Here is a 24,938-nt window from a genome sequence, read left to right as displayed (position 1 = left end):
GCGGGGGAGTCCTAGGCCTGGGTGAGGGATTTGCCGAACACCTTGAGCAGCACGGCGGCGACCACGTTGGCGAGCACCACGGCGACCAGGCCACCGGCCGAGGCCGTGCCCACGTCGAACTCGAGCAGGGCCTGGGTGTAGACGAGGTAGGGCACGTTGGTGGTGGCGTCGCCGGGGCCACCGCTGGTGGTGGTGAAGATCTCGGCGAAGATGTTGAGCAGGAAGATGGCTTCCACCATCACCACCACCGCGATGGGCCGCGCCAGGTGCGGCAGCGTGAGGTAGCGGAAGACGGACACTGGCGTGGCGCCGTCCATCTGCGCCGCTTCCTTCTGCTCCTGATCCATGGACTGCAGCGACGTCACGAAGATGAGGATGGCGAAGGGCAGCCACTCCCAGGAGACGATGGTGACGACGGACAGGAGGGGCCAGTCGCTGAACCAGTTGATGGGGGTGAGGCCCACCAACTGGAACAGCCACGCGAACAGGCCGGACACCGGGTTCATCAGCAGGTTCTTCCAGACGAGCGCGCTCACCGTGGGCATGATGAAGAAGGGCGAGATGAGCATCATGCGCACCACGCCCTGCCCCGGGAATTGCGCGTCCACCAGCACGCTGATGAGCACCCCCAGCACCACGGTGATGGCGAGCACGCTGCCCACCAGCTTGAGCGTCACCCACAGGCTGTTGAGGAAGCTGTCGGACGAGAGGAAGTAGGAGAAGTTCTCCAGGCCCGCGAAGCTCCTGTTGTCCGGATCGAGCAGGACGTAGTTCTGCGTCGAGAAGTACAGCGTCATGGCCAGCGGGACGATCATCCACACGAGCAGCAGGAGGATGGCGGGTGACGCCGTGAGGCGTCCGGCACGGCGGGATTCGCGAGCGACTTCGCTCATCGAGCAACTCCTGGAAGACGAAGGGGTGCGGGGGGAGGGGAGCGCGGACGCGCGGCTACTTGATGTAGCCCGCGCGCTTCATGGTGCGCTCGACCTGCGAGTTGAGGCTCTTGAGCTCCGCGTCGGCCTTGGCGCCGCTCGCCAGGGCGCCCGAGATGCCCTTGCCCACGAGCGTGCCGATGGCCTGGAACTCGGGGATGGTGGCGAACTGCACGCCGGTGTAGGGCACGGCCTTGAGCGTGGGCGAGTCCGGGTTGGCCGTCTGGATGGCCTCCTGGGTGACGCGCGCGAAGGGCGTGGCCTTCATGTACTCGGCGTTGGCGTACGTGGACAGGCGCGTGCCCGGGGGCATGGCGGAGATGCCGTACTTCTTGGCCACCAGGGCGCCGTACTCCTTGGAGGTGGCCCACTGGATGAAGTCGAAGGCGGCCTGCTGCTGCTTGGAGCTGCTGGGCACGGCGAGCGCCCACGTCCACAGCCAGGAGCTGCCCTTGGGGGTGACGGCGCGCGGCGCCTTGGCGAAGCCCACCTTGTCCGGCACCTGGCTCTGGCTCTTGTCGGTGACGAAGGCGCCCGCCACGCTCGCGTCCACCCACATGGCGCACTTGCCGGCGTTGAACAGGGTGAGGTTCTCGTTGAAGCCGTTGCTGCTCGGGCCCGGGGGACCGAACTTGCCGAGCAGGTCCACGTAGAAGTTCACCGCCTGGGTCCACTCGGGCGTGGTGAGCTGGGGCTTCCACTGCTCGTCGAACCAGCGGCCGCCGTAGGTGTTCACGACGGTGGAGACGAGCGCCATGTTCTCGCCCCAGCCCGCCTTGCCGCGCAGGCAGATGCCGTACACGCTCTTGGAGGGGTCATGCAGCTTCTCCGCGAAGCCCCGCACCTGCTCCCACGTGGGCTCGTCCGGCATCTTCAGGCCCTTGGCCGCGAAGAGATCCGTGCGGTAGTAGGTGATGGAGCCCTCCGAGTAGAAGGGCAGGGCGAAGAGCTTGCCCTCCACGCTCAACTGCTTGCGCACGTTGGGCATGAGGTCGTCCACGGCATAGGTGGGCGTGAACTTCTCCAGCGGCATGAGCCAGTTCTTGCGGCCCCACATGGGCGCCTCGTAGGCGCCGATGGTCATCACGTCGAACTGGCCGCCCCCGGTGCTGATGTCCGTGGTGAGCCGCTGGCGCAGGGTGTTCTCCTCCAGGACCACCCACTTGAGCTCCACATCGGGGTGCTGTTCCGTATACGTCTTGGCCAGCGCCTGCATGCGGATCATGTCGCCGTTGTTCACGGTGCCGATGGTCAGCGTGGTGGCGGCCAGCGCGCTGCCCGAGCCGAGCAGCAGCCCGACGCCCACGAGGGCGGTGGGGGCGGGGTGGAATGTCTTCATGGAGCGACTCCTGGGGTAAGGCGACCCCGTGCGTGATGACACGTGTCAGGACGACGCGGGAACGCTCCATCAGTCCATCAAATCCCCTCAATCAGAGCCAGGACGATGAGGCGCGCGGGGAGCTTTTCCCCGCGCGCCCGAGAGGAGGTGTTCAGCTCCGGTCGCGCCGGACCTGGGCCTTGCGGCCACGCAGCGTGGCTTGACGCAGCGCGGTGATGATCTGATCCGCGAGCGGCTCGGGCACCTCGACGAGCGAGTACGTGTCGCCAATCTGGATGGCGCCGATGCGCTTGCCCTCCACGCCCGCCTCGCCGGCGATGGCGCCCACGAGGTCCGAGGGGCGCACGCCGGCCTGCCGGCCCACGCCGATGAACAGGCGCGCCATGTCGAAGTTCTCGTCCGGCTCGGCGCGGCGCTTGGGGCTGCGCTTCACCTCGGGCCGGGTGTCCGCGCCCCGCTCGCCCTTCTCGGACTTCTCACCCCGCTCGCCGCGCTCGCTTCGCTCACCGCGCTCGCTTCGCTCACCGCGCTCGCCGCCGCGCGACGGGGCGGCCCCCCGGGGGCCCCGGGCGCCGCGCTCCGAGGGCGGCGAGAGCAGGGGGATGTCCTCCTCCTGCTCGTCCTGGCCCTCGACCTGGGCGTCGTGCAGGAGCTTCACCGCGGCGGTGGCCACGTCGAGCATGTCGAACTCGGAGGCGAGGCTCTCCACCACGGAGCGGTAGGAGTCCAGCTCGCCGGCCACCAGGGCCTCGCGCAGGGAGGCCCGCACGAGCTCCAACCGACGCGCGCGCAGGTCCGCCACGGTGGGCACCGTGGCCAGCTCGATCTTCTGGCCGGTGAGCTTCTCGATGTTGCGCAGCAGGCGGTGCTCGCGCGGCTCGGCCAGGGTGATGGCCACGCCCTCGCGTCCGGCGCGGCCCGTGCGGCCGATGCGGTGCACGTAGGCCTCGGGGGCGTTGGGCACGTCGTAGTTGACGACGTGGGACAGCTTCTCGATGTCCAGGCCGCGCGCGGCCACGTCCGTGGCGATGAGCAGCTCCACCGCGTGCGACTTGAACTGCTTGAGCACGCGGTCGCGCTGGGTCTGATCCATGCCGCCGTGCAGGGCCTGGGCGCGCCAGCCGCGGCCGTTGAGGGACACGGTGAGCTCGTCCACCTCCGTGCGCGTGCGGCAGAAGACGATGGCGGCGGTGGGGCCCTCCACGTCCAGCACGCGGCCGAGCGTGGCGGCCTTGAAGGGGCGGGGGACGATGTAGGCCGTCTGGCGCACGCGGGGGCCGGTGCCCGCGGCCACCTTCTCCTTGGCGATCTTCACGTGCACCGGCGAGCGCAGGTGGCGCTCGGCGATGGAGGCGATGCGCGGGGGCAGGGTGGCGGAGAAGAGCGCCGTCTGCCGCTTCTCGGGCGTGGCGTCGAGGATGGCTTCCAGATCCTCGGCGAAGCCCATGTCCAGCATCTCGTCCGCCTCGTCGAGCACCACGGTGCGCAGGTTGTCGAGCAAGAGCGACTGGCGCTTGAGGTGATCCAGGGCGCGGCCGGGCGTGGCCACGATGACGTCCACGCCGCGCTTGAGCACGCGCAGCTGCTGGCCGATGGGCTGGCCGCCGTAGAGCGGCAGCACGCTCACGCCCATGCGCTGGCCGTAGCGGTGGATGGCCTCGGCCACCTGCATGGCCAGCTCGCGCGTGGGCACGAGCACGAGCGCCGAGGTGGAGAAGGGCTCGCGCTTGCCGGGCGTCCCCAGGCGCTGCAGCAGCGGCAGGGAGAAGGCGGCCGTCTTGCCCGTGCCCGTGGCGGCGATGCCCAGCAGGTCCCGTCCCTCGATGAGGGGGGGCAGGGCCGCGCGCTGGATGGGGGTGGGCTCCTCGTAGCCGAGCTCGCCGAGCGCCGCCACGAGGTCGGGGCCGAGGCCCAGTTGTTCGAAGGTGGGGATGGTGTCTGAAGCGGTGTTCACGCGGGCGCTTGTAGCATTCCCGACGGTCCAGGTCTCTCAGCTCCTGGGCGAGGCCGCCGCGGCCGGCGTCAGGGTGAGCACGAACCGGGCACCCCCCTCGGGCCGGTTTTCCGCCGTGAGCGAACCGCCCACCCGCGCGACGTACTCCCGGCACAGGGTGAGGCCCAGGCCGCTGCCCTTGCCGGGCGCCTTCGTGGTGAAGAAGGGCTCGAAGAGCCGGGGCAGCACCTCCGCGGGGATGCCCGGCCCGTTGTCCTCCACCTCGACGCGGATCTCACTGGGAGTATGGGAGGCGCGCAGCTGGATGCGGGCCGGGCGCGCGGGCCGCGAGGACTCCACCGCCTCGGCCGCGTTGATGAGCAGGTTGAGCAGCACCTGGATGAGGTGGGACTGGCCCAGCCGCACCCGGGGCAGCCCATCGGGGACCTCCAGGGCGACGTCCCCCAGGCGGGCCATGTGGCCGAGCGCCTGGCGCCGCGCCTCCTGCATCGCCTCGCCGGGCGCCCCCCACTCCTCCTGGGACAGGCCGTCCCGCGAGAAGTAGCGCAGATCCGTGACGATGCGCTGGATGCGCAGCACCCCCTGGCGCGTCTCGTCCAGCAGCTCGCGCAGCTCCTCGATGTCCGAGGGCTGCTGCCCCCCCGTGAGCTGCTGCTCGAGGTAGTTGAGGTTGGACTTCACGAAGGCCAGGGGGTTGTTCACCTCGTGGGCCACCCCCGTGGCCAGCTGGCCCATCAACAGGCGCCGCTCCATCTCGGCGCGCTCCGTCTCGGCGCGCAGGCGCCGCCGCTCGCTCTCGGCGAGCTGTTCGAGCGCCAGCAGCCGATCCTCCTGGGCGTGCCGCTCCGACTCGCGCAGCCGCCGGTACGTCTTGCCCCCGTACAGCCCCAGGCCGCCGATGCCCCCGAAGATGAAGAGCGAGGGCAGGCCCTCGCGCACGGGCCGCTCCGCCAGGTGGTAGAGCAGCGCCACCGCGAGCAGCATCACCCCGAGCGAGCCCAGCGTGGGAGCCCGCGCGTCCGGGGTGAACATGGCCACCAGCAGGGGGGTGCACACGAGCGTGACGAAGTAGGGGCTCGTGGGGCCCCCCGTGGCGTGGACGATGGCCGTCACCGCGCCCAGGGACACCAGCCCCGCCAGACCTCCGGAGGCCCAGGCCGGCAGCCGCCCCGTGCCCACGAGCAGGCCGAGCACCAGGAAGCTCAGGCTCCAGGTGAGCAGCACCCCGCCCTCGAAAGGCCGCGAGCGCCCGAAGAAGAGGCCATGCCCCACCCATCCCAGGAAGAGCATCCCCGCGCAGACGGAGAAGAGCTTCCGCTTCACCCGCCATGGGGATGAGGGTAGGGCGTGCTCGGGGGTCATGCGGGGGCTCACGTTGCCACGAGAGCTGGGAAATCCCGGTATACCTCCCGGCATGGACATCGTTTATAGGACAGAGCGGACGCCGAGGACGGGTGCATGGCCCTGACGGCTCCCGGCCCCGACCTGGCTCCCCTCGTGTTGCTCGGGTGCGGTGACACGCTGACGCGCCTGGCGCTCGCCGAGGCCCCGCGGGGGCGCCGGGTGCTGGCGGTGACCCGACGGGCGGAGCGCCGCGAGGCCCTGTCCCAGGCGGGGGTGGCTCTGGTGTCCCTGGAGGAGGCCGTGGCCGCCAGCGCCGGGGCGCACGCCGTGGTGTCCATTCCTCCGGACGCGGGGCTCGACGCCGGGCTCGCCGAGGGCCTCGCGCGCGTCCGGCCCGCCCGGCTCGTCTACCTGTCCTCCACCGGCGTGTATGGGGGCGCCCGGGGGCCCGTGGACGAGGACACGCCCGTGGAGCCCGAGGCCCCCAATGCCCGGGGTCGGCTCGACGCGGAGGCCCTGTACCGGCCGCTCGGTGGCATGCCGCTGCGCATCGCCGGCATCTATGGTCCCGGCCGGGGCCTGCACGAGCGGCTGCGCGCGGGCACCCTCCGGCTGCCCGAGTCCGGCGGCGGCCGCATCAGCCGCATCCACGTGGAGGATCTCGCCCAGGCCCTGCGCGTGGTGCTCGCGCACGGCACGCCGGGGCAGGTGTACTGCGTGGCCGATGATCGGCCCGCCACCCAGGCGGAGACGGCGGACTGGCTGTGCGCGCGGCTGGGGCTGCCCAGGCCTCCCACGGTGCCCCTGGCCTCCCTGCACCCCTCGCTCCAAGGCGACCGCGCCATCTCCAACGCCCGGCTCAAGGCCCTGGGGTGGCGCCCGCGCTACCCGGACTTCGTCGCCGGTTTCTCGGCCCTCCTGGAGGAGGCGCCCTAGCCCCTCGCCCTAGAAGGCCACCTGTTGGCTTCCTGAAGGCGGGCGGATGGCCGAAAATTGGTGGGGACCCAACAGTCGGGGGGGGTGGACGGGTTCCGGGTTCTCGTCCCGGACGGCTCCTGTCAGGCTGCGTGTCCCGCTCGTGACGGAGCTGTCACGGGCGCGCTGGTGATTGTCGCCGGGGGTTCCCGCATGTCCACATTGCTTGCGTCATTCAACGAAGGCGTCAGCCTCTCGATCGCCGGTCAGCACGAGGCCGCCATCCGGGTCTTCGATCGGGTGCTGTCGCAGGATCCCCTGCACGTGCTGGCGTTGAGTGCCAAGGGCTCGTCGTTGGCGAGCCTGGGCCGCCCGGCCGACGCGCTCAAGTGCTTCGAGCGCGCCATCGATCTGGACCCCGAGACGGCCGAGCACTACCGCAACGCGGCCCTCTGTCAGTTGGAGCTGGATGAGCCCGAGCTGGCGCGGCCCCTGCTGGATCAGGCGCTGCTGCTCAACCCGGAGAACGGCTGGCGCGAGGGGACCGCGGCGGAGATCGCCCAACTGGGCGAGGTGCTGGCGACCGAATCGGGTCGGCACCGCACCCGGGGCATCGGCTTGTCGGGCAAGGCGCGCTACCGGCATGCCCGCCATGTGCTGGAGCTGGCGCTGGAGCTGCATCCGGGCTCCCCGGACGCCGCCCGGGCGCTGGCGGACGTCTGGGCCCACCTGGGCGACACCGACAAGCGTGACCAGTACACGCGCCTGGCTGGCCGCCTGATGCGCGCGCAGCCAGCCTGAGCGGCGGAAAATCCGGCGGAAAATCATCGGGTATGCCGCGCGGGCGGCTGATGCGTCCCAAGGGGTGAAACCAGAACCCGAGGACCTCCCCCGTGAAGGGCACCGCCACCATCGACGAGACATCCACCGGAGCCGGGGCCCAGGCCCTGGACTTCGACGCGCTCGTCCTGGAGGCGCAGCCCGGACTGCTGCGCCTGGCGCGCCGGCTGGTGTGGGACGCCGAGGAGGCGAGGGACCTGGTCCAGTCCTCCCTGGCCGACGCCTATGAGAAGCGGCGGGCCCTGAAGGATCCGCGCGCGGCGGTGGGCTGGCTGCGGCGCATCCTCGTCTCGCGGGCCATGAGCCACCTGCGGCGCCGCCGGGTCTGGGGCGTGCTGCGCGAGGCGTTGGACCTCGCCCCGACGCCCGTCCCCTCGCCCGAGGCCCATGTCGAGGGCACCGAGCGCTGGCGGGCCCTGGGCCGCGCCCTGCGCGCGCTCCCCGCCCAACAGGCCACGGCCTTCTCCCTTCGCTACCTGGAAGGGCTCGACCTGGACGCCATCGCCGAGGCGATGGGCCTGTCCCGCGGCACCGTCCGCATCCACCTCTACCGGGCGCTGCAGAAGCTCAAGGCCGCGGACGCCCTCGAAGGAGACGCGCCATGAACTGCCACGCCGTCGCCGCGGCCCTCGTGGACGATCCCCGCCACCTCCCCCCCGGAGGGCGCGAGCACCTGGAGGGGTGCGCCGCGTGCCGGGACATCGCCCGCCTGCATGCCGCCGCCCAGTCGCTCCGGGTGCCCGAGCCGCCGCTGCCCGCCGTCTTCTCCCCCGAGGCCATCGTCGGGGTGGTGCGCCGCCGCCAGCGCCGCCGCCGGTGGGCCGCGGGCACCGGCGCCGCGGCGGCCGTGGCCCTGCTGACGCTGCTCGTCTCGACGCCCCGGTCCGTGGACTCGACGGATGACGCGGACGCCCTCCCGGTGGGGGGCCCGCTCGAGAACACGCTCCAGGTCGCCGAGCAGGCCCCGGAGCCGTCCCGTCCCGCCTTCTCCCTGACGGAGCTGCGCGAGGCGGTGGCGGACTACAGCCGCACCCGTCCGAGCGTCGAGGACGAGGCCTACCGCGCCTTCGGGCCCCTGGCGCACTGGGTCCGTCCGCCGGACTCCCGCGCGCTCGAGGCCGAACCCTTCCACACGGCCCTCGTGGCCCTCCGCCTGCCGTAGTCCCACCCGAAGAGGAGTCTCCCCATGACGAAGAAACTGTTGTGCGCCCTCATGCTGCTGTCCGCCGTGCCCGCCCTGGCCGAGGACACGTCGTCCGCGTCGGGCGCCGCCGTCGCGCAGCCCACGCCCCCGCGTCCGCCCGCGCCGCCCGGGCCCGCGGCCTACGGCCTTCCCCCCGAGCTCGCGCAGCGCATCGGCCTGTCCCAGACCCAGCAGCAGAAGGTGCAGGACCTCGCCTTCGCGTCCAATGACGCGGTGATCGGCCTGGAGGCGGATCACAAGCGCGCGCAGCTGGCGCTGGAGCGCGAGCTGAGCCAGCCGTCCCCCAACGAGGCCACCGTGAAGGAGCTGGTGGAGAAGGTGGGCCGGGCGGAGACGGCCGTGCGGCAGAACCGGGTGGGCTTGATGCTGGCCATCAAGAAGACCCTCGGCCCGGACCTCTGGAGCAAGCTGGAGGCGGAGACGGGCCCCGGGGGCGGCTTCGGTCGGCCCCGTCCGCCCGCGCCCCCGGCCCCGCCCGCGCCGCCCGTCCGGCCCGCTCCCCCGGCTCCCCCGGCTCCTCCGGCGCCTCCCGCCCTGGGGAAGTGACGCGACCGCTGACGAGTCCACACTCCGTGAAACCGGCGCTTTCCGGCGCCGGGGCGGGCCGCTCAGACTCCGGGACCATGGACAATGACCCGAAGCATGCCCTGGACGCGGACGCGGCGCAGTTGCAGCGGCTGGGCTACGCGCAGCAACTCCTGCGGGAGATGGGCGGCTTCTCCAACTTCGCCATCTCCTTCTCCATCATCTCCATCCTCACGGGCGCGGTGACGCTCTACGGCCATGGGCTGCGCTTTGGCGGGCCCTTCGTCATGGCGGTGGGCTGGCCCCTGGTGGCGGTGATGACGTTGATGGTGGCGGCGAGCCTCGCCCAGCTCGCCTCGTCGTTTCCCACCGCGGGCGCGCTCTACCACTGGGCCGCCATGCTGGGGGGCGCGCGGGTGGGCTTCTTCACGGCGTGGCTCAATACCATCGGCCAGTTCGCCGTCACCGCGGGCATCGACTTCGGCCTGGCGGAGTTCGTGGCGGACATGCTCGGCTTTCCGCGCGAGCGCGGCTACGTGCTGCCGCTCTACGCCGTCATCCTCCTGTCCCACGCGGTGCTCAACCACGTGGGCGTGCGCGCGGTGGCGCTGCTCAACAACCTGTCGGCCTGGTACCACGTGGCGGGCGTGGCGGTGCTCATCGGCGCCCTGGTGGCCTTCGCGCCCCGGCAGGAATTCGGCTTCCTGTTCACGCGCTTCACCGCCGAGCCCCACGTCTACCACTACGGCTTCCTCATCGGCCTGTTGCAGGCGCAATGGACGTTCACCGGCTACGACGCCAGCGCCCACGTGTCCGAGGAGACCAAGGATCCCACCCGCAACGCCCCCTGGGGCATCTTCCTGTCCGTGGCGGTGAGCGCGGTGGTGGGCTACATCCTGCTGGTGGGCGTGACGCTGGCCATCGGGGACCTGTCGGCCACGGCCGCCGCGCCCAACCCCTTCCTCTACGTGCTGCGCGAGTCCCTGGGCCCGGCGCTCGGCGGGGCACTGGTGTGGATCGCCATCGGGGCCATGTGGTTCTGCGGGCTGTCCTCGGTGACGAGCAACTCGCGCATGCTCTTCGCCTTCGCGCGCGACGGCGGCCTGCCCTTCTCCTCGCACCTGGCGAGCGTGTCCGAGCGCTTCCGCAGCCCGCACGTGGCCGTCTGGGTGTCGGTGGTGGCGGCGTTCCTCGTGGCCATCTGGAGCGGGGCCTACGCGGCCATGGTGGCGCTCAGCACGCTGGCGCTCTACGCCTCGTACGCGGTGCCCGTGTGGGTGGGCTGGCGTGCCCGCCGCGACGGCACGTGGTCCCACCGGGGCCCGTGGGACCTGGGGCGCTACTCCCCGCTCGTCAACGCGGTGGCGCTGGTGTGGTGCGCCGCCATCATGGTGCTCTTCGTCCTGCCGCCCAACGAGCTGGCGGGCTACACCTTCGCGGGCCTGTTGCTGCTCCTGGTGGGCTACTGGGTGTTCTTCCAGCGCCACACCTTCGTGGGGCCCAAGGTGACCCTGGCTCCCCCGGCGTCCGCCGCGGCCCAGCCGGGCCCCGGGACATGAACCCGGGATCCTGAAGTGAGGGGGCCGGAAGAGTGCTAGGAAGGGGGCGCCTTCCCCGTTCCCATTGGAGCAGCGCCCATGAGCAAGCGGCCACAGTCCGAGTCCTCCGAGCTGGTCAAGGCCGCGGCGGCCATCGAGGAGGAACTGCGCACCTTCGAGTCCCTCGCCCAGGAGGTGCGCACCGGGCCCATGAGCGCGCAGAAGCACCTGGAGAAGATGGGCAAGCTGCTCACCTCCGTGGCCGACTGCGACGAGCGGCTGGTGGCCCACATGCGCGCGCTGCTCGGCGTGCTCAACGGCTGGCGCGACCGGCAGCAGGCCCTGGCCCAGGAGGTGAACGTCCGGGCGCAGGCGCTGCAGGAGCGCACGCGCGTCTACCAGACGCTCATGGAGCGCTTCGCCGCGCTGGGCCAGGAGGCGGGCGGCCTGAGCGCCAACATGCAGGAGCTGGCGAGCCGCACGCAGGGCGGGGCGCCGGTGAAGTCCGAGGAGCTCATCCTCTCCCTGCAGGCGGTGAACGAGAAGATGGCCCAGGTGGCCGAGGGCGCGCGGGTGCTGGCGGCGGATGCCCAGGCCCAGGACTTCGCGGACATCGCGCGGGACGCCGAGTCGCTGCGCCAGCAGCTGCTCTCGGCGCTCAACCGGGCCCACCTGCTGCAACAGAAGCTGCACCCGGCGAGCGCCTGAGGCACACCCCCGCGCGCCGCCTCACGGGGCCGCGGGCAGCTTCGTCTTGCCGAGCGCGAGCACCCGGCGGAAGTGCTCGCCGCTCACCGGGGTGACGCTCAGGCGGCTGCGCGTGAGCAGCGGGAAGTCCGCGAGCTGGGGGGTGGCCTTCACGGTGGCCAGCGCCACGGGCTGGGCGAGCGCCACCACGGGGCCCACGTCCACCGAGGCCCAGTTCTCGCCCGGAGCGGTGGGATCCTCCCCCGGCAGGGAGAGCACGCGCGCCACGGCCACCACGGCCTTGTCCTCGTTGGAGTGGTAGTACAGGCACAGGTCGCCCGGCTTCATCGCCCGGAGGTTGTTGCGCGCCTCGAAGTTGCGCACGCCCGTCCACGCGGTGCGGCCCTCGCGCTCGAGCTGGGCGTAGGCGTAGACGGACGGCTCGCTCTTGATCAACCAGTACTGGGGTTTCGCCATGTCGGTGCATGGTAGATATCCCGGCCATGGCCATCCAGGGATACGAAACACTCGACGCCACGGACCTCGCCGGACTGGTGCGCGACAAGCAGGTCCACCCCTCGGAGCTGGTGGAGGAGGTCATCACCCGCCTCGAGTCCATCCATCCCCGGCTCAACCCCGTGGCGCACCGCCTGTACGAGCAGGCCCGCGCCACGGCGAAGGGTCCGCTCGCCCAGGGTCCCTTCACCGGCGTGCCCTTCCTGGTGAAGGACCTGGATGGCTACCTGGCGGACGCGCCCTACTCGGCGGGCAGCCGCTCGCTGGAGGGCTTCGTGCCCGACCACGACTCGGAGCTGATGGCGCGCTTTCGCCGCGCGGGCGTCGTCATCGTCGCCAAGACGACCACGCCCGAGTTCGGCATCCTCGGCGTCACCGAGACCGCGCTGCGCGGCGCCACGCGCAATCCCTGGAATCCGGAGCACACGCCCGGGGGCTCCAGCGGCGGCTCGGCGGTGTGCGTGGCCACGCGCGTGGTGCCCATGGCCCACGCCGGAGACGGGGGCGGCTCCATCCGCATCCCTGCGTCCGCCTGTGGCCTCTTCGGCTTCAAGCCCACGCGGGGCCGCAACCCCGTGGGGCCGGACACCCTGGAGTCCTGGGGCGGCTTCGTGCAGCGGCACGTGCTGACGCGGAGCGTGCGGGACAGCGCCGCCATGCTGGACGCCACGCACGGTCCGGAGGCGGGCGCCCCCTACACGGCGCCGCCCGTGGCCCGGCCCTTCCTCCAGGAGGTGGGCGCGGAGCCCGGCCGCCTGCGCATCGCCTTCTCCACCGCCTCGCTCTTCGGCCAGAAGGTGGCGCCCGAGTGCGTGGCCGCCGTCGAGGACGCGGCGCGGCTGTGCCGGGAGCTGGGCCACGAGCTCACCGAGGACGCCCCGCGCTTTCCCAAGGACGAGCTGGTGCGGGCCTACTTCGTCACCGTCGCGGCCAACGTGTCGCTCGAGCTCAAGGCCGTGGGCCAGAGGCGGGGCAGGGCGGTGACGCCGGACGAGGTGGAGCCCACCACGTGGGTGCTCGGACAGCTGGGGGACGTGCTCTCCGCCGCCGAGCTGCAGTACTCGCGCGAGGTCATCCACCAGGCGGCCCGGAGCACGGCGCGCTTCCACGAGCGCTACGATCTCTTCCTGGACGCCACGCTGGCCCACCCGCCCGCGCGCGTGGGGGAGCTGGCCCCCAAGCCGACGGACCTCCTGGCCATGGCGGCGCTGCGCCGCATGCCGCTCAAGCCCCTGTTCCTCAAGCTCATCGACGAGCTCGGCCGGCACGCCCTGGAGCGCACCCCCAACACCCAGCTCTTCAACATGACGGGCCAGCCCGCCATGTCCGTGCCCCTTTCCTGGAGCCCGGCGGGGCTGCCCATCGGGGTGCAGTTCGCCGGGCGCATGGGCGACGAGGCCACGCTGTTCCGGCTCGCCGCCCAGCTCGAGCAGGCGCGGCCGTGGAAGAACCGCCTGCCGGGCGTGATGTCACGCGCCTGAGGGCCGGGCCCGTCCGATGAAGAGCGTGTGCAGGGGGCCGCCCCCCTTGCCGCGCGCGGGGGTCTCGAACACCTGGGTGTCGTAGCCCGCGCGCTTGAGGCGCGAGGCGAAGGCGGCATCCGGCGCGGCGGACCACACCACCACCACGCCCCGGGGCTTGAGCGCGCGCCGCACCGTGCCGAGGCCCCGCTCACCGTACAGCCAGCGGTTGCCTTCCTGGGTGAGCGCCTCGGGCCCGTTGTCCACGTCCAGGAGCACCGCGTCGTAGTGCCCCTCGGCCGTGCGCAGGATGTCGCCCACGTCCCGGGCCGCCACGCGCACGCGCGGGTCCTCGAGCGGCCGGCCCGCCAGCGGGGCGAGCACGCCCTGGTTCCACGCGACCACCGCGGGCACCAGCTCCGCGACCACCACCTCGGACGAGGGACCCAGCCGGTCCAGCGTGGCCCGCACCGTGTAGCCCAGTCCCAGGCCCCCCACGAGCACGTGCGCGCGCTTGTCGCCGAGGCCCGCGCAGGCCACCTCGGCCATCTTCTCCTCGGAGCCGTGCTGTCGGCTGGACATGAGCTCGCGGCCATTGACGCGGATGGCGAACTCCTCTCCGCGCTGATGCAGCACCAGCTCTCCGCCTCCGGGCGCGGGCGCCCGGTCAATCACCTTCCACGGCTTCATCGTCCCCAGGCCCTCCCACCCCTCCAGGCCCGCGTGGGCCCGGCCAAGGGGTGTGCTCTTCCGGGGACGAGGTGTTAGCGGCTGGCCGCCGCCTCGTCCAGACCCACCTCGGCCATGAGCGAGGCGAGCTCCGCCTTGAGCTTGTCCTTGGCGCGGATCTCCAGCTGGCGCGCGCGCTCACGCGAGAAGCCGAAGTGCTCGCCCAGCTCGCTGAGCGTCATCTCCGAGTCGCCCATCACCCGGTGCTCGATGATGAAGCGCTCGCGCGGGTCCAGCCGCGTGAGCGCCTGCTGGATGCGGGTGCGCGTGAGGTTGGCCTGCTGCCGGTCGGCCACCTCGTCCACCTGCGAGGCCGACTCGCTCTCCACGAAGTCCATGTGCGTCGCGTCGCCCTCCTCGCCCACCGGCGCGTCCAGCGACAGGTCCCGCCCACCCATGCGCTGCTCCATCTCGCGCACCTCGGTGGCCTTCACGTTGAGCTTGCGGGCGATCTCCTCGGCGTCCACCACGTTGCCCTCGCCCGAGCCCAGCTTCTCCAGCTCGCGGCGCGTGCGGGCCAGCGAGAAGAACAGCCGGCGCTGGGCCTGGGTGGTGCCCAGCTTCACCAGGCTCCAGTTCTTGAGGATGTAGTTCTGGATGTACGCGCGGATCCACCACACCGCGTAGGAGATGAGGCGGATGCCCTTGTCCGCGTCGAACTTCTGCACCGCCTTCATCAGGCCGATGTTCGCCTCCTGGATGAGGTCGGACATCTTGATGCCGTAGGAGCGGTACTCGTAGGACACCTTCACCACGAAGCGCAGGTTGCTCGTCACCAGGCGGTGGCCCGCGGCCGCGTCGCCGTCGCGGAAGCGACGCGCCAGGGCCTGCTCCTCCTGCACCGTCAGCAGCGGGTACTGGTTGATGTCCGCCAGGTACGTCGACAGCGTGTCCGCAGAAGAGAAGGAGGTGGAGGTCTGCATGGTGTCTCTCCGGGGGTAAAGACCAGAAGGCGTCGCGTTGAACTTCGTGCCAGGAAGCCTTAGCAACGCGAGTGCCACGCTTGCTCCCACGGCTTTGTGCAATGAGTCCGGGCACTTGCCGCGACCCCCCACCATGATTAGGCCGCCAGCCCGTCGTTTTTACAGACGGGGGTTTGCAAGTTTTAGGGTCAGCGGGAAGAAACCGTGACAGCGGGAAGATGAGGGCCCCCCCGGGAGCTCCAACCGCCGGGCGATCAACCCCTCGCTCGCCTGCCGGGTGTCCCGGACGGGATGTCCTCCCGGTGACAGTCGGGGACCCCGGGGTCGCGGTATCCGTGGAGTGCCCGACGTTCAGCCCGGGGCTGCGACCTCGGAGCAACTGCTCGGGGGGAGCGCTTGTGTGTATCTGTTCGACCATGAGCACACGTGGCGAGCGAGAGGTGATGGGTCGGGGAGGGGCGCAGGGCGTGGCCACGGCTCCAGCCGCCCAGGTCCCGGCGGAGCTGCCCTACCGGGAGCTCTTCCTCGCCCTGGCGCGCGAGGTGCCCGACGCGGTCTTCGCCAAGGACATCGAGGGCCGCTACATCTTCATCAATGAGGTGGGGGCGCGCTACCTCGGCCGGCCCGTGGAGGACATCCTCGGTCGGCGCGACTGCGACATCCTCTCGCCCGATGAGGTGCAGAGCACCCTGGAGTTCGACCGGCAGACGCTCCTGGCCGGGCGCACCCTGTACGCGGAGATGCGCGAGGTGATGGCGGGGGTGCCGCGCGAGTGGCTGTCCACCAAGGGCGTCATCCGCAAGCCGGATGGCCAGGTGGCGGGCCTGTTCGGCATCGTCCGGGACATGTCCAACCACCGGCGCGGCGAGGAGGCCCAGCGCCACAGCGAGGCCCTGTTCCGCGCGGCGGCCAGCGGCAGCTTCGACGCCTTCTTCCTCTTGCGCGGCGAGCCCGCGGGCCTGCGGCTGCTGCGGCTCAACGCCCATGCCGAGCGCCTGATCGGCCAGGAGTGCGGCGCGGCCGAGGGCCGCATGCTGGTCGACCTCCCTGATGCCCTCTTCATCGCGCCGCTGGAGCTGTGCGAGCAGGTGTGGCGGACGGGCCGGCCCCATGACGACGAGGTGGATCAGGTGCTGCCCGGGCTGGGTCGGCGCTGGTTCCGCCGGCAGCTGGTCGCGGTGGGCGACTGCATGACCGTCACCGTGCGCGACATCACCGTCCAGCGCGAGAACGAGATCCGCCTGCGGCTCAACGAGCGCATGGCCTCGGTGGGCATGCTCGCCGCGGGCGTGGCGCACGAGATCAACAACCCCCTGGCCTTCGTCTCCAGCAACCTGAGCTTCATCGGCACGGAGCTGGGCCGCATGGCGCTGCCCGAGGACGACGCCCACGAGCTGCGCGAGGCCATCGACGAGGCGCGCGAGGGCGCCGAGCGCATGCGGCTCATCGTGCAGAGCCTCCGGGCCCTGTCGCGGGGCGAGCAGGTGAACACCCATGCCCTGGATGTCCACGAGGTGCTGGAGAGTTCGGTGCACCTGGCGTGGTGCAAGCTGCGCAGCCGCGGCCGGCTCCTGCGGGACTACGGCGCGCTGCCCCCGGTGCGTGGCAACTCCGTGCAGCTGGCGCAGGTCTTCACCAACCTGCTCATCAACGCCGCGCAGGCCCTGCCCCGGCAGGGCGGGGAGATCCGCCTGGTGACGCGCACCAACGACGCGGGCCAGGTGGTGGTGGAGGTGCACGACAACGGGTGCGGCATCGCCCGCGAACACCTGGCGCGGGTCTTCGAGCCCTTCTTCACCACCAAGCCCCTGGGCGAGGGCACGGGCCTGGGGCTGTCCATCAGCCACGACATCCTCAAGGGCCTGGGCGGAGAGATGTCCGTGGACAGCACCATGGGGCAGGGGAGCATCTTCCGGGTCCTGTTGCCCACGGCCCCGGAAGACGCGGTGCGCCAGTCGGGCACGCCCCCGTTGCAACACTCCCTGGTCTGAGCGGGATGTGCTATTCGCCCGCTCGCATCGCCCTCCCGGTCCACCGACGGACCGAGCCGAGGGACTGAAAGGCACGCGTTCATGGCGTCACTCAGCGAGACTCTGACCAATCCTCCCAAGAAGACGGCGGTCATCGACGACTGCTGCACGCTCATCGATGCCGAGGTCGGCGACAAGGGCGGCCTGTCGGGAATGGCCATCAAGGCGGGCTACGCCGCGGTCAAGGGCGTCAAGCCCGGCTTCATCCGCCACGTCGTGGAGGACCTCTTGCCCGAGTTCTCCTCGGCGCTGGAGCCCATCTACCAGGAGGCCGTGAAGGCGGGAAAGCCGGTGGCTCCCTACTTCTCCGCCAACGCGTCGCGCGTGGCGGACGCCCTGCTGGCCATCACCGACACCAAGGCCAACCACTCCAAGAGCGGCCTGGTGAAGGGCACCTACGAGAAGCTGCGCGGCACGGCCAAGAAGAACGTCGAGGCGGCGGTGCCTCGGCTGGGCGGCCTCATCGCCCGCCACACGGCCTGAGTGCCACGTCGTTGACGGCGGGAGGGCCCTCCCGGGAGGCGAGGGCCACCTTCCTGGGACGTCCAGGGGAGTGGGGGGTATGCTTCGGGCGTTACGTTCCGACACCCCTCCCTGGTAGTCGAGGATCCCATGTCCCGAGTCCTCCCGGTTCTCCTCTTGTCGCTCGCGGCGTGTAGCAAGCCCGGCGCCGTTCAAGCCCTCATCACCGTCGACCCCCAGGTCCAGGCGAGCTGCATCGCCCTGGAGGTGCGCTCGACGACGGACGACACGCTCCTCAAGGAGGAGCGCGTGCCCGTGGCCACACTGCAAGGCAAGGACAAGGACCAGGACAAGGCGAACATCGCCGTCTTCCAGGGCGCGCTGCCCAAGGATGTCCGCCTGCAGGCCCGGGCCCTGTGGGGCGCGGACGGGTGCACGGGGACGCTGCTGTACAACGGCAAGAGCGCGCCCGTGGCCGCCAACTTCTCTTCGGCGGACATCGTGACCGTGCCGGTGACGCTGTCGCCTCCGGGCCCGGACGAGGACTCCGACCGGGATGGCTTCGTGGCGGCCGCGCAGGGCGGGCCCGACTGCGACGACGACAGCGACAAGGCCAATCCGAAGGCCCAGCAGGAGACGTGTGACGCGAGCGCGGACCTCAACTGCGATGGCAAGCGGGGCTGCGACGACAACACCTGCTCGGCCGTCAGCACCTGCTCGCGCGTCGCCACCTCCATCGCCTTCGCCACGGCGCCGATGAACCCGGGCGTGGGCCAATGCGTGGAAGTGAGCGTGGTGCGCCGTGACGCCAAGGGCGCTCCCACCGCCCCCAACTACGCCACCGGGGTCACCCCCACGACGAGTGCTCCGGACGGGGTGTCCTTCCACCAGAACTCCGATTGCCAGACGCCCGCGCTCACCACCTTCACCATCGAGCCGAAGCAGTCGTCCGTCCGCTTCTATGTCAAGGGCGTCAAGATTGGCGCCAATCAGCTGCGCGCCGATGCCGAGGACTTCCAGCGGACCGTGGTGCCCTACAACCTGCGAGCCGGTGACGCGAGCCAGGTGGCGTTCGCCTCGGAGGCGCAGTCCATCCAGGCGGGCTCGTGCGTGGCCCTGATCCTGGAGCGGCGGGATGTGTATGGCAATCCGACGGAAAACGGCCCCCTGAAGACCATCCGGTTGACGCCGACACCCGCCAACGCCAAGACGGCCTTCTACTCCTCTGCGGGATGCGCGGACAACACGCGCCTGCCCGCGCCCACCGCCGGGACGCAGTCGGCTGACTTCAACACGCAGACCTCGCTTGTCCTGTACTTCCGCAGTGAGCTGGCCACGACCTTCACCCTCGAGGTCAAGGACATCGGGACGGCCGTGACGCGCGCCCAGGAGGTCACCGCGGCCCCGGCCTCCAACATCGAGTTGACCCTGACGCCGCCGGACACGGGCAAGAGCCTGCTGGCCGGCGAGTGCTCCAAGGTGGCGGTGGTGAGGACCACGGATGCCTTTGGCAATGCCATCTCTCCCGTGTCGGGCCTCGTCACCGTGAGCGCGCCGCTGGAGACGGGCATCGGCTTCTACACCGACGCCGCCTGCGGCACGGCGGTGCTGGCGGGCGGGAACGTGACCAGCGCGGGGGGCACGGCGAGCTTCTATTTCAAGAGCAAGACGGGCGGACAGCCCGCCGACATCACCGCCTCGGTGGATGGCCGCACCTCGGTCAAGAGCGTGACCATCACGCCCACGGTGCGCCGGGGCCCGTGTGACATCAGCGGGGGTCAGAACAGCTCGGACTGCGCGATCACGCCCAAGCTCAATAGCCGGGGCAAGAGCTTCCTGGTGTTCCAGGCCACGTCCACGGAGACCGATCCCAGGCATACCTCCGTCCGGTGTCGGCTCAATGGAGACGACAGGGTCCAGTGCTTCCGCAAGGACAACAACCCCAAGCCCATCCAGGTGCAGTGGCAGGTGGTGGAGATGCCGAGCGGGCTCCGGGCCCAGCAGTTCGAGACGTCTTGTACGTCGAACGTCATCGCGCCCATCACGCTGACCACGCCCGTGACGGATGCCACCCGGGCCTTCGTGCTCTACAGCTCCACCACGGGCGGCAACGTCTTGAGTGCGAATGACTTCGTGACGGTCCAGCTCACGGGCACCAACCGGGTGGACCTGGCCGTGGACCCCGCGCAGGGCTGCAACAACGACGCCCTCTACACCGTGCAGGTGGTGGAGTTCGACGGCTCGAAGGTGACACGCGGCCTGATTCCGGGTCCCACCGAGGACTCGACCTTCAGCGTCGGCGATGTCTTCACGCCGGAGGAGGCGGGCCGCTCCGCGCTGCTGGCGACCTTCCGCACGTCCGTGGGCGACGACACCGCCAACCTCTGCAACCGCACGTTGCGCGGCTCGATCGACGCCGCGGCCTCGCAGCTGCGCTTCAGCCGGAGCTACGACACGTTCTGTCCGACGCCGGCGCTCACCGGGGTGTCGTGGGAGCGCATCCAGTTCCCGACGGGCACGGTCGTGCAGGCCGTGGCCCCGGTGGCGCTCGATGGGGCGCTGACCACCAAGGCCACGCTGGCGACGGCCGTGGACACCTCGCGCACGCTGCTGCTGGCGGGCACCCAGGCGCACAATGGCCAGTCCTCGGGCGAGACGTCCCACAAGGCCACCGCCAAGTCCGGCGTGGTCACCGGACGGCTCGTGTTCACCTCGCCCACCGAGGTCGAGGTGCGGCGCGACCTGTCCACGGGCCCCGCACAGTGGTCCGTCTACGCCATCCAGCTCAATCCGTGAGGCCTTGAGCTGCTCCTCGCCAGGTCGCTCGCTGTCCAAGCCTCCTGGCGAGGCACGCACTCGCGCCCGCGTCTGTCTTGTCCTCGTTTCTTCCGCGCCCCGGCGTGTGCACCTTCTCCTGACAGGGACACACGTCCCCTCTCTTCAGGAGGCCGCATGGCGCGCATCGCATTCATCGTGGACAAGGACTTCGAGGACTCGGAGTTCCGCGTCCCCTACGAGGAAGTGAAGAAGGCCGGCCACGAGGCGGTCATCGTGGGTCTCGAGGCGGGCAAGCCCCTGAAGGGCAAGAAGGGCCAGGAGACCGTCTCCGCGGACACGCGCGTGCAGGACGTCCGCGCGGCCGACTTCGACGCCCTGGTGATTCCGGGCGGCTATTCGCCGGACCACCTGCGCATGGACATCCACATGGTCGGCTTCGTGCGGGACTTCTTCAAGGCGGACAAGCCCATCGCCGCCATCTGCCACGCCCCCTGGATGTTCGTGGAGGCGGACATCGCCGATGGACGCACCGTGACGTCCTTCCCCTCCATCAAGACGGACCTCATCAACGCGGGCGCGCGCTGGGTGGACCGCCAGGTGGTGGAGGACGGCAACCTCATCACCTCGCGCAAGCCGGATGACCTCGAGGCCTTCTGCGCGGCGCTCCTGCGCCAGGTCGCCCAGGGCATCGCTCCGCGGCTCGGCTCCCCGCGCGCCCCCGAGGCGGCGTCCGACCAGCTGCCCTCCATTCACTGAGCGGGCACCCAGGACGGGGAAAAGAAAAAGGGGAGGGCTCCGGGTTGGGAGCCTTCCCCTTCGTCGTTCGGGAGCGCGGAGGTTCCCGCCGTGGGAACTCTTTTTCCGTCCTCTCCGCGTTCACCGGTCCTGGAAATTCTTCCAGGCCTCCAGGTTTTTCAGGCCTCCTTGGCCACGCCCGCGGGCGCCGTGTCCTTGGCGCCGCTGAACAGCGAGCTGCTCGCGAAGAGGCCCACGCCCATGAACGCCAGGGCCACCGGCTCCGCGTACGTGCCCACCATCGAGCCCAGCATCGTCATCATCCCCGCGCCCACCGAGAACATCCCGACCACCGCCACCGCCGCCTTGTTCATCGTCGCCCCCGTTGATGTTCGACCCCGAAGGGTCTGTCGCTGACGGGAAAGGGTCTCTTCAAGCGGCGTGCCAGGGGTTTGGGCCCGAAAAAGGGCAAAGTCATTCCCACCGGTGGGCAAAACGGTTCCCTGTAGGTGGGACAAGCACTCCGTAGATCTGGAATGTCCTGCAGGGCGATGCCGGAATTTTTTCCCGGACAGGCGGATCCTTTCCCCCTGGGGGTAGCGCGTAACCCACGATGATCCCGAGGATTTGCCTCGCCGCGAGCCTTGGCACGGCGACTGCTTAAGGCCTTCCGCAAACACATGGCCCCGGATGAGTCGGGGTCCTGGGATGGGGAGAGGCGAGAGCGATGGCCAAGACGAGCGCGAAAACGTGGGCGGTGATGGGGATGGTCCTCGTGTCGGGTTGTGCGCACCGGGGCATGAGCCAGGTGGACAACACGGATCATCCGTACCGCATTGGCCGGGAGGATGTGCTGGACGTGGCGGTGTGGCGGGATGGGGACCTGTCGCGCACGCTGCCGGTCCGCCCGGACGGGTTCATCTCGCTGCCGATGGTGGGTGAGGTCCAGGCCGAGGGGCGCACGCCCACGGAGTTGTCCGAGCAGATCCGCGACTCGCTGCGCGCCTACGTGCAGGAGCCGCGCGTGACGGTGATCGTGCGGGAGGTGAACAGCAGCCGGGTCTTCATCACCGGCGAGGTCGCCCATCCGGGCGCCTATCCGCTGCGCGGCCGGGTGTCCATCCTGCAGGCCATCGCGCTGGCGGGAGGTTTCACGGACTTCGCGGACCGGGACGGCATCGTGGTGCTGCGCCGCTCGGAGAAGGACGGGAGCACCATCCCGGTGAGCTACAGCGAGCTCGTCAACTCGCCCGAGAAGAACGAGCCGCTCAACCTGCGCCCTGGAGACACCATCGTCGTGCCGTAGCGCGGCGGGAGCGGGAATGGACGTGGGATGGGTCGAGTGTGGGCAGTCGGGTGGGGACGGAGGGATGCCGTGAGTGGACATTGGAAGCGGTGGATGACGACGGCGGCGGTCCTCGGGTGCTCGCCGGCGGCCCTCGCCGCCACGCAGGTGGAGCCTCGGGCGCGTCTGTCTTTCGAGGAGCGCTTCGATGACGACGTCCGCCTGGCGGGCGCCCCGGGCACGGTGCCCGTGGTGGGAGGGGCCACGGCGGCCCAGCCCACCGGACAGCTGATGAGCAAGGTGTCGCCGCGCATCGGTCTGGACGTGAAGGATCCCTCGCTCAAGCTCGAGAGCTTCTATGCGACGGACCTGTTGGTGCGCCACGGCAGTGGCCGGGTGTCATTGGACCACCGCGGCGGGCTCGCGGTGAACAAGCTGCTGTCGCGCCGGCTCAAGGTGGACGTGTCCGGCAGCATCTACCGGGTGACGGATCCCACGTCGCTGCCGCGCGAGAGCGTGGCGCGCTCCAACCAGCCGGTCCTCTACGGCATGTCGCGGCTCAACGTGACGCAGCGGATGAGCCGCTTGGTGGACGTGGGCGCGGGGTACACCTTCGAGGGCGTGAAGGTGCTCGCCCTGGGGGAGCTCAACGCGCTGCCCTCGGGCTTCGTGCACACGCCCTACGTGGAGGCCTGGCTGCGCACCACGCGCCGTCTGTCCTTGGGCGTGGAGTATCGCTATCAGGCGTTCCTGTTCGGCGACAACATGGATCAGGCGCACGGTGCGTTTGGTGCCTTGCGCTATCGCCTCGGAAGGCATACCACCACGACGCTGCGCGGCGGACCGGTGGCCTTCCTCGGACAGGACGGCACGCGGGGGGTGTTGCCCCGGGTGAAGCTGGAGCTGTTGCACGAGCGCGGCACGTTCGACGCGGGCCTGGTGCTGGGTCACGACCTGGTGGGCGCGAGTGGCTTTTCCAACACGTTGTGGGCGGATTACGCGGGTCTGACCTTCAACAAACATTTCAGCAATCGCGTTCGCATCTACGGGGCGGCGAGCTTCTTTCGCAATGGCAAGGCTCCCAATGAGGACGCTTTCAGTTTGAGGGTGGGCGAGCGCGTGTCCCAGGGCTACGCCCTGAGCACGGGACTCGTCTTCGAGGTCAATCGGTACGTGTCGATGCAGGCCGCCGTGGATCGCATCGCACAGGTGGGCATGACTGAGGTCGCGGCGGGAGTGAACCTGAACCGGAATGTGGCGGCGGTCCGCCTGCACATGACGGCATGGTGACACACATGGATGGAGGAAGGCACATGGAGCGTGGGATGACGGCGGATCAGGTGCTCAAGGCCCTGTGGCGTCGCAAGGTGTTGGTCGGGGCCATTGTGTTGGCGGTGTTCGCGATCGGTTCGGCGATCGTCCTGCTGCAGCCCAATATGTATGAAGCCTCGGCGGTGGTGCGGGTGCAGCCGCAGCGGCCGGGCGAGGAGATGGTGCAGCGCACCGTGAGCGAGCTGATCGAACAGCGCCTGCTCACCGTGCGCCAGGAGCTGATGTCGCGGCCGGTGCTGCAGAAGGCCATCGAGGAGATGAACCTCTATCCGGACATCGTCTCGGAGAAGGGCATCGAGGCGGCCGTGGTCGCCATGCGCAAGGACCTGACGGTGCGCGTGGAGGGTGAGACGTCCTTCGAGCTCACCTACACCAACAGGGACCCGGAGCTGGCCGCCAAGGTGGCCAACCGCCTGCCCCAGCTCTTCGCCGAGGAGACGCTCAAGTCGCGCCAGGCCCAGGCCCAGCGCGCCACCAAGCTCTTCTCCGATGAGATCGGCTCGCTCTCCGAGAGCGTCACCGGCTGGGAGAAGAAGATCGCCGCCTTCAAGGTGGCGCACATCGGCGAGCTGCCCGAGCAGCTGGAGATGAACATGCGGGGCCTGGAGCGCGTGGGTGCGCTCCTGCAGACCAAGTCCGAGGAGCTCCGGGTCGCCGAGGCCCGCCGCTCCGACCTGGCCCGGGCGCGCAACGCCGCGGACAGCGAGGCCGGTCGCCTCGAGGCCGCCGAGACCACGCTCACCCAGGACCTGGTGGCCGCCCGCTCCTCGTGGACGGGAGACCACCCCGAGGTCAAGCGCCTGGACCAGGAGCTCAACGCCATGAGCGGCAAGCGCAAGGACGCCGAGGGTCGCCAGTTCGCCGAGCGCCAGGAGCGCACCCGCGTCACCGGCCTCATCGGCGCCATCCAGAAGGACATCGAGGCCCTGCACCAGCAGGCCAAGAGCTACCAGGAGCGCCTGGACCGCACCCCGAAGTGGGCCCACGAGCTGGGGGTGCTGCAGCGCGACTACGAGATCGCCCGGACCAAGTACCAGAGCGTGGTGTCGCGCCGCATCGAGGCCGAGCTGGCCCAGGAGCTGGAGCTGCGCGGGGCCGAGGATCTCTTCCACGTCGTCTCGCCGGCCTCCGTCCCGGCGCTGGCGGCCAAGCCGGACCGGGTGGGTGGCCTGCTCATCTGCCTGCTCATCGCCCTGGGCCTGGGCGTGCTCACCGGAGTGGTGCTCGAGATGCGCGACGACAGCATCCGCGACACCCAGGAGTTGCGTGACCGGCTGCCCCTGCCTGTCCTGGCGGTGGTCCCGAACATGCAGAGTGCCAAGGTCGAGAAGCGGGTGCTGATGCCCGCCACGGGGGGCCGCAACGTGGTGCCTCCCTCTTCGTCGGATTCGACGCTGAACTAAAGGGGTC

General features: G+C 70.5%; 23 protein-coding genes. 15 read left to right on the top strand and 8 right to left on the bottom strand.

Features of this window, described 5'->3' with window-relative positions:
* Positions 1 to 11: 11 nt before the first annotated feature.
* The 4 genes from I3V78_RS28400 to I3V78_RS40000 all read right to left on the bottom strand — a co-directional run bounded on the left by I3V78_RS28400 (position 12) and on the right by I3V78_RS40000 (position 5,548).
* Entirely contained in the window at positions 12 to 893 is an 882-nt protein-coding gene (locus tag I3V78_RS28400) for a carbohydrate ABC transporter permease (RefSeq protein WP_204492043.1), read from the bottom strand.
* A 55-nt stretch (positions 894 to 948) separates the two neighbouring features.
* Positions 949 to 2,271, bottom strand: a complete 1,323-nt coding sequence (locus I3V78_RS28395) for an ABC transporter substrate-binding protein (protein WP_204492041.1) — start codon at positions 2,269 to 2,271, stop codon at positions 949 to 951.
* Positions 2,272 to 2,422: 151 nt separating this feature from the next.
* Positions 2,423 to 4,225, bottom strand: a complete 1,803-nt coding sequence (locus I3V78_RS28390) for a DEAD/DEAH box helicase (protein WP_204492038.1) — start codon at positions 4,223 to 4,225, stop codon at positions 2,423 to 2,425.
* Between the two features lie 36 nt (positions 4,226 to 4,261).
* The gene (locus I3V78_RS40000; protein ID WP_338023772.1) at positions 4,262 to 5,548 is read right to left on the bottom strand and encodes a sensor histidine kinase; all 1,287 of its coding nucleotides are present in this window, start codon (positions 5,546 to 5,548) and stop codon (positions 4,262 to 4,264) included.
* 135 nt (positions 5,549 to 5,683) lie between these two features.
* Here I3V78_RS40000 and I3V78_RS28380 point away from each other — a divergent pair, with 135 nt between their 5' ends.
* From I3V78_RS28380 to I3V78_RS28350, 7 genes are all read left to right on the top strand, one after another.
* Positions 5,684 to 6,505, top strand: a complete 822-nt coding sequence (locus I3V78_RS28380) for an NAD-dependent epimerase/dehydratase family protein (protein ID WP_204492034.1) — start codon at positions 5,684 to 5,686, stop codon at positions 6,503 to 6,505.
* Between the two features lie 192 nt (positions 6,506 to 6,697).
* Positions 6,698 to 7,285 carry a tetratricopeptide repeat protein gene (locus tag I3V78_RS28375; protein ID WP_204492032.1) on the top strand — a complete coding sequence of 196 codons (588 nt, stop codon included), beginning with the start codon at positions 6,698 to 6,700 and terminating at the stop codon, positions 7,283 to 7,285.
* Positions 7,286 to 7,377: 92 nt separating this feature from the next.
* Positions 7,378 to 7,929, top strand: coding sequence for a sigma-70 family RNA polymerase sigma factor (locus tag I3V78_RS28370; RefSeq protein ID WP_204492030.1), 552 nt, complete (start codon positions 7,378 to 7,380; stop codon positions 7,927 to 7,929).
* Positions 7,926 to 8,486 carry a hypothetical protein gene (locus I3V78_RS28365; protein ID WP_204492027.1) on the top strand — a complete coding sequence of 187 codons (561 nt, stop codon included), beginning with the start codon at positions 7,926 to 7,928 and terminating at the stop codon, positions 8,484 to 8,486. Before I3V78_RS28370 ends, I3V78_RS28365 begins: the two co-directional genes overlap by 4 nt.
* A 24-nt stretch (positions 8,487 to 8,510) precedes the next feature.
* Entirely contained in the window at positions 8,511 to 9,074 is a 564-nt protein-coding gene (locus I3V78_RS28360) for a periplasmic heavy metal sensor (RefSeq protein ID WP_204492025.1), read from the top strand.
* Between the two features lie 77 nt (positions 9,075 to 9,151).
* On the top strand, positions 9,152 to 10,612 hold the full coding sequence (locus tag I3V78_RS28355; protein WP_204492023.1) for an amino acid permease: 1,461 nt from the start codon (positions 9,152 to 9,154) through the stop codon (positions 10,610 to 10,612).
* A gap of 78 nt (positions 10,613 to 10,690) precedes the next feature.
* A complete protein-coding gene (locus I3V78_RS28350; RefSeq protein WP_204492017.1) occupies positions 10,691 to 11,299 on the top strand; it encodes a hypothetical protein in 609 nt (202 codons plus the stop codon).
* 21 nt (positions 11,300 to 11,320) lie between these two features.
* On the opposite strand, the gene I3V78_RS28345 is transcribed toward I3V78_RS28350, so the two are convergent.
* A complete protein-coding gene (locus I3V78_RS28345; RefSeq protein ID WP_204492015.1) occupies positions 11,321 to 11,755 on the bottom strand; it encodes an EVE domain-containing protein in 435 nt (144 codons plus the stop codon).
* A 26-nt stretch (positions 11,756 to 11,781) separates the two neighbouring features.
* Here I3V78_RS28345 and I3V78_RS28340 point away from each other — a divergent pair, with 26 nt between their 5' ends.
* Positions 11,782 to 13,275, top strand: coding sequence for an amidase (locus tag I3V78_RS28340; RefSeq protein WP_204492013.1), 1,494 nt, complete (start codon positions 11,782 to 11,784; stop codon positions 13,273 to 13,275).
* Here the strand turns inward: I3V78_RS28340 and I3V78_RS28335 are convergent.
* Together I3V78_RS28335 and I3V78_RS28330 are read right to left on the bottom strand one after the other, a co-directional pair.
* Positions 13,264 to 13,944 carry a spermidine synthase family protein gene (locus tag I3V78_RS28335; RefSeq protein ID WP_204492011.1) on the bottom strand — a complete coding sequence of 227 codons (681 nt, stop codon included), beginning with the start codon at positions 13,942 to 13,944 and terminating at the stop codon, positions 13,264 to 13,266. The genes I3V78_RS28340 and I3V78_RS28335 overlap by 12 nt on opposite strands.
* A gap of 74 nt (positions 13,945 to 14,018) precedes the next feature.
* A complete protein-coding gene (locus tag I3V78_RS28330; protein ID WP_204492009.1) occupies positions 14,019 to 14,906 on the bottom strand; it encodes an RNA polymerase factor sigma-32 in 888 nt (295 codons plus the stop codon).
* A 416-nt stretch (positions 14,907 to 15,322) separates the two neighbouring features.
* On the opposite strand from I3V78_RS28330, the gene I3V78_RS28325 reads away from it, so the two are divergent.
* From I3V78_RS28325 to I3V78_RS28310, 4 genes are all read left to right on the top strand, one after another.
* Positions 15,323 to 16,897 (top strand): ATP-binding protein, encoded by a 1,575-nt coding sequence (locus tag I3V78_RS28325; protein WP_204492007.1) that lies wholly within the window; start codon positions 15,323 to 15,325, stop codon positions 16,895 to 16,897.
* An 81-nt stretch (positions 16,898 to 16,978) separates the two neighbouring features.
* Positions 16,979 to 17,419, top strand: coding sequence for a DUF6918 family protein (locus I3V78_RS28320; protein ID WP_204492005.1), 441 nt, complete (start codon positions 16,979 to 16,981; stop codon positions 17,417 to 17,419).
* Positions 17,420 to 17,548: 129 nt separating this feature from the next.
* On the top strand, positions 17,549 to 20,194 hold the full coding sequence (locus tag I3V78_RS28315; RefSeq protein WP_204492003.1) for a hypothetical protein: 2,646 nt from the start codon (positions 17,549 to 17,551) through the stop codon (positions 20,192 to 20,194).
* A 156-nt stretch (positions 20,195 to 20,350) separates the two neighbouring features.
* Complete coding sequence (locus I3V78_RS28310) at positions 20,351 to 20,932, top strand: type 1 glutamine amidotransferase domain-containing protein (RefSeq protein ID WP_204492001.1); 582 nt, start codon at positions 20,351 to 20,353, stop codon at positions 20,930 to 20,932.
* Between the two features lie 158 nt (positions 20,933 to 21,090).
* Here the strand turns inward: I3V78_RS28310 and I3V78_RS28305 are convergent, their stop codons facing one another.
* On the bottom strand, positions 21,091 to 21,285 hold the full coding sequence (locus tag I3V78_RS28305; protein ID WP_204491999.1) for a hypothetical protein: 195 nt from the start codon (positions 21,283 to 21,285) through the stop codon (positions 21,091 to 21,093).
* 353 nt (positions 21,286 to 21,638) lie between these two features.
* Here I3V78_RS28305 and I3V78_RS28300 point away from each other — a divergent pair, with 353 nt between their 5' ends.
* From I3V78_RS28300 to I3V78_RS28290, 3 genes are all read left to right on the top strand, one after another.
* Positions 21,639 to 22,217: a polysaccharide biosynthesis/export family protein gene (locus tag I3V78_RS28300; RefSeq protein WP_204491997.1), complete on the top strand. Its 579-nt coding sequence runs from the start codon at positions 21,639 to 21,641 to the stop codon at positions 22,215 to 22,217.
* Between the two features lie 93 nt (positions 22,218 to 22,310).
* The gene (locus I3V78_RS28295; protein ID WP_239576674.1) at positions 22,311 to 23,486 is read left to right on the top strand and encodes a hypothetical protein; all 1,176 of its coding nucleotides are present in this window, start codon (positions 22,311 to 22,313) and stop codon (positions 23,484 to 23,486) included.
* Between the two features lie 23 nt (positions 23,487 to 23,509).
* On the top strand, positions 23,510 to 24,931 hold the full coding sequence (locus I3V78_RS28290; RefSeq protein ID WP_204491992.1) for a GumC family protein: 1,422 nt from the start codon (positions 23,510 to 23,512) through the stop codon (positions 24,929 to 24,931).
* Positions 24,932 to 24,938: the final 7 nt, after the last annotated feature.

Source organism: Archangium primigenium (assembly GCF_016904885.1).
GTDB lineage: Bacteria > Myxococcota > Myxococcia > Myxococcales > Myxococcaceae > Cystobacter > Cystobacter primigenius.
Note: the sequence above shows the minus strand (reverse complement) of the source record. Positions and strands in the feature narration are given on the sequence as shown.

Bases quoted from the DNA above. Each gene is read 5' to 3' on its own strand.
- I3V78_RS28400 (WP_204492043.1), bottom strand. From the start codon at position 893: ATGAGCGAAGTCGCTCGCGAATCCCGCCGTGCCGGACGCCTCACGGCG.
- I3V78_RS28395 (WP_204492041.1), bottom strand. From the start codon at position 2,271: ATGAAGACATTCCACCCCGCCCCCACCGCCCTCGTGGGCGTCGGGCTG.
- I3V78_RS28380 (WP_204492034.1), top strand. From the start codon at position 5,684: ATGGCCCTGACGGCTCCCGGCCCCGACCTGGCTCCCCTCGTGTTGCTC.
- I3V78_RS28375 (WP_204492032.1), top strand. From the start codon at position 6,698: ATGTCCACATTGCTTGCGTCATTCAACGAAGGCGTCAGCCTCTCGATC.
- I3V78_RS28365 (WP_204492027.1), top strand. From the start codon at position 7,926: ATGAACTGCCACGCCGTCGCCGCGGCCCTCGTGGACGATCCCCGCCAC.
- I3V78_RS28360 (WP_204492025.1), top strand. From the start codon at position 8,511: ATGACGAAGAAACTGTTGTGCGCCCTCATGCTGCTGTCCGCCGTGCCC.
- I3V78_RS28355 (WP_204492023.1), top strand. From the start codon at position 9,152: ATGGACAATGACCCGAAGCATGCCCTGGACGCGGACGCGGCGCAGTTG.
- I3V78_RS28350 (WP_204492017.1), top strand. From the start codon at position 10,691: ATGAGCAAGCGGCCACAGTCCGAGTCCTCCGAGCTGGTCAAGGCCGCG.
- I3V78_RS28345 (WP_204492015.1), bottom strand. From the start codon at position 11,755: ATGGCGAAACCCCAGTACTGGTTGATCAAGAGCGAGCCGTCCGTCTAC.
- I3V78_RS28340 (WP_204492013.1), top strand. From the start codon at position 11,782: ATGGCCATCCAGGGATACGAAACACTCGACGCCACGGACCTCGCCGGA.
- I3V78_RS28335 (WP_204492011.1), bottom strand. From the start codon at position 13,944: ATGAAGCCGTGGAAGGTGATTGACCGGGCGCCCGCGCCCGGAGGCGGA.
- I3V78_RS28330 (WP_204492009.1), bottom strand. From the start codon at position 14,906: ATGCAGACCTCCACCTCCTTCTCTTCTGCGGACACGCTGTCGACGTAC.
- I3V78_RS28325 (WP_204492007.1), top strand. From the start codon at position 15,323: ATGAGCACACGTGGCGAGCGAGAGGTGATGGGTCGGGGAGGGGCGCAG.
- I3V78_RS28320 (WP_204492005.1), top strand. From the start codon at position 16,979: ATGGCGTCACTCAGCGAGACTCTGACCAATCCTCCCAAGAAGACGGCG.
- I3V78_RS28315 (WP_204492003.1), top strand. From the start codon at position 17,549: ATGTCCCGAGTCCTCCCGGTTCTCCTCTTGTCGCTCGCGGCGTGTAGC.
- I3V78_RS28310 (WP_204492001.1), top strand. From the start codon at position 20,351: ATGGCGCGCATCGCATTCATCGTGGACAAGGACTTCGAGGACTCGGAG.
- I3V78_RS28305 (WP_204491999.1), bottom strand. From the start codon at position 21,285: ATGAACAAGGCGGCGGTGGCGGTGGTCGGGATGTTCTCGGTGGGCGCG.
- I3V78_RS28300 (WP_204491997.1), top strand. From the start codon at position 21,639: ATGGCCAAGACGAGCGCGAAAACGTGGGCGGTGATGGGGATGGTCCTC.
- I3V78_RS28295 (WP_239576674.1), top strand. From the start codon at position 22,311: ATGACGACGGCGGCGGTCCTCGGGTGCTCGCCGGCGGCCCTCGCCGCC.
- I3V78_RS28290 (WP_204491992.1), top strand. From the start codon at position 23,510: ATGGAGCGTGGGATGACGGCGGATCAGGTGCTCAAGGCCCTGTGGCGT.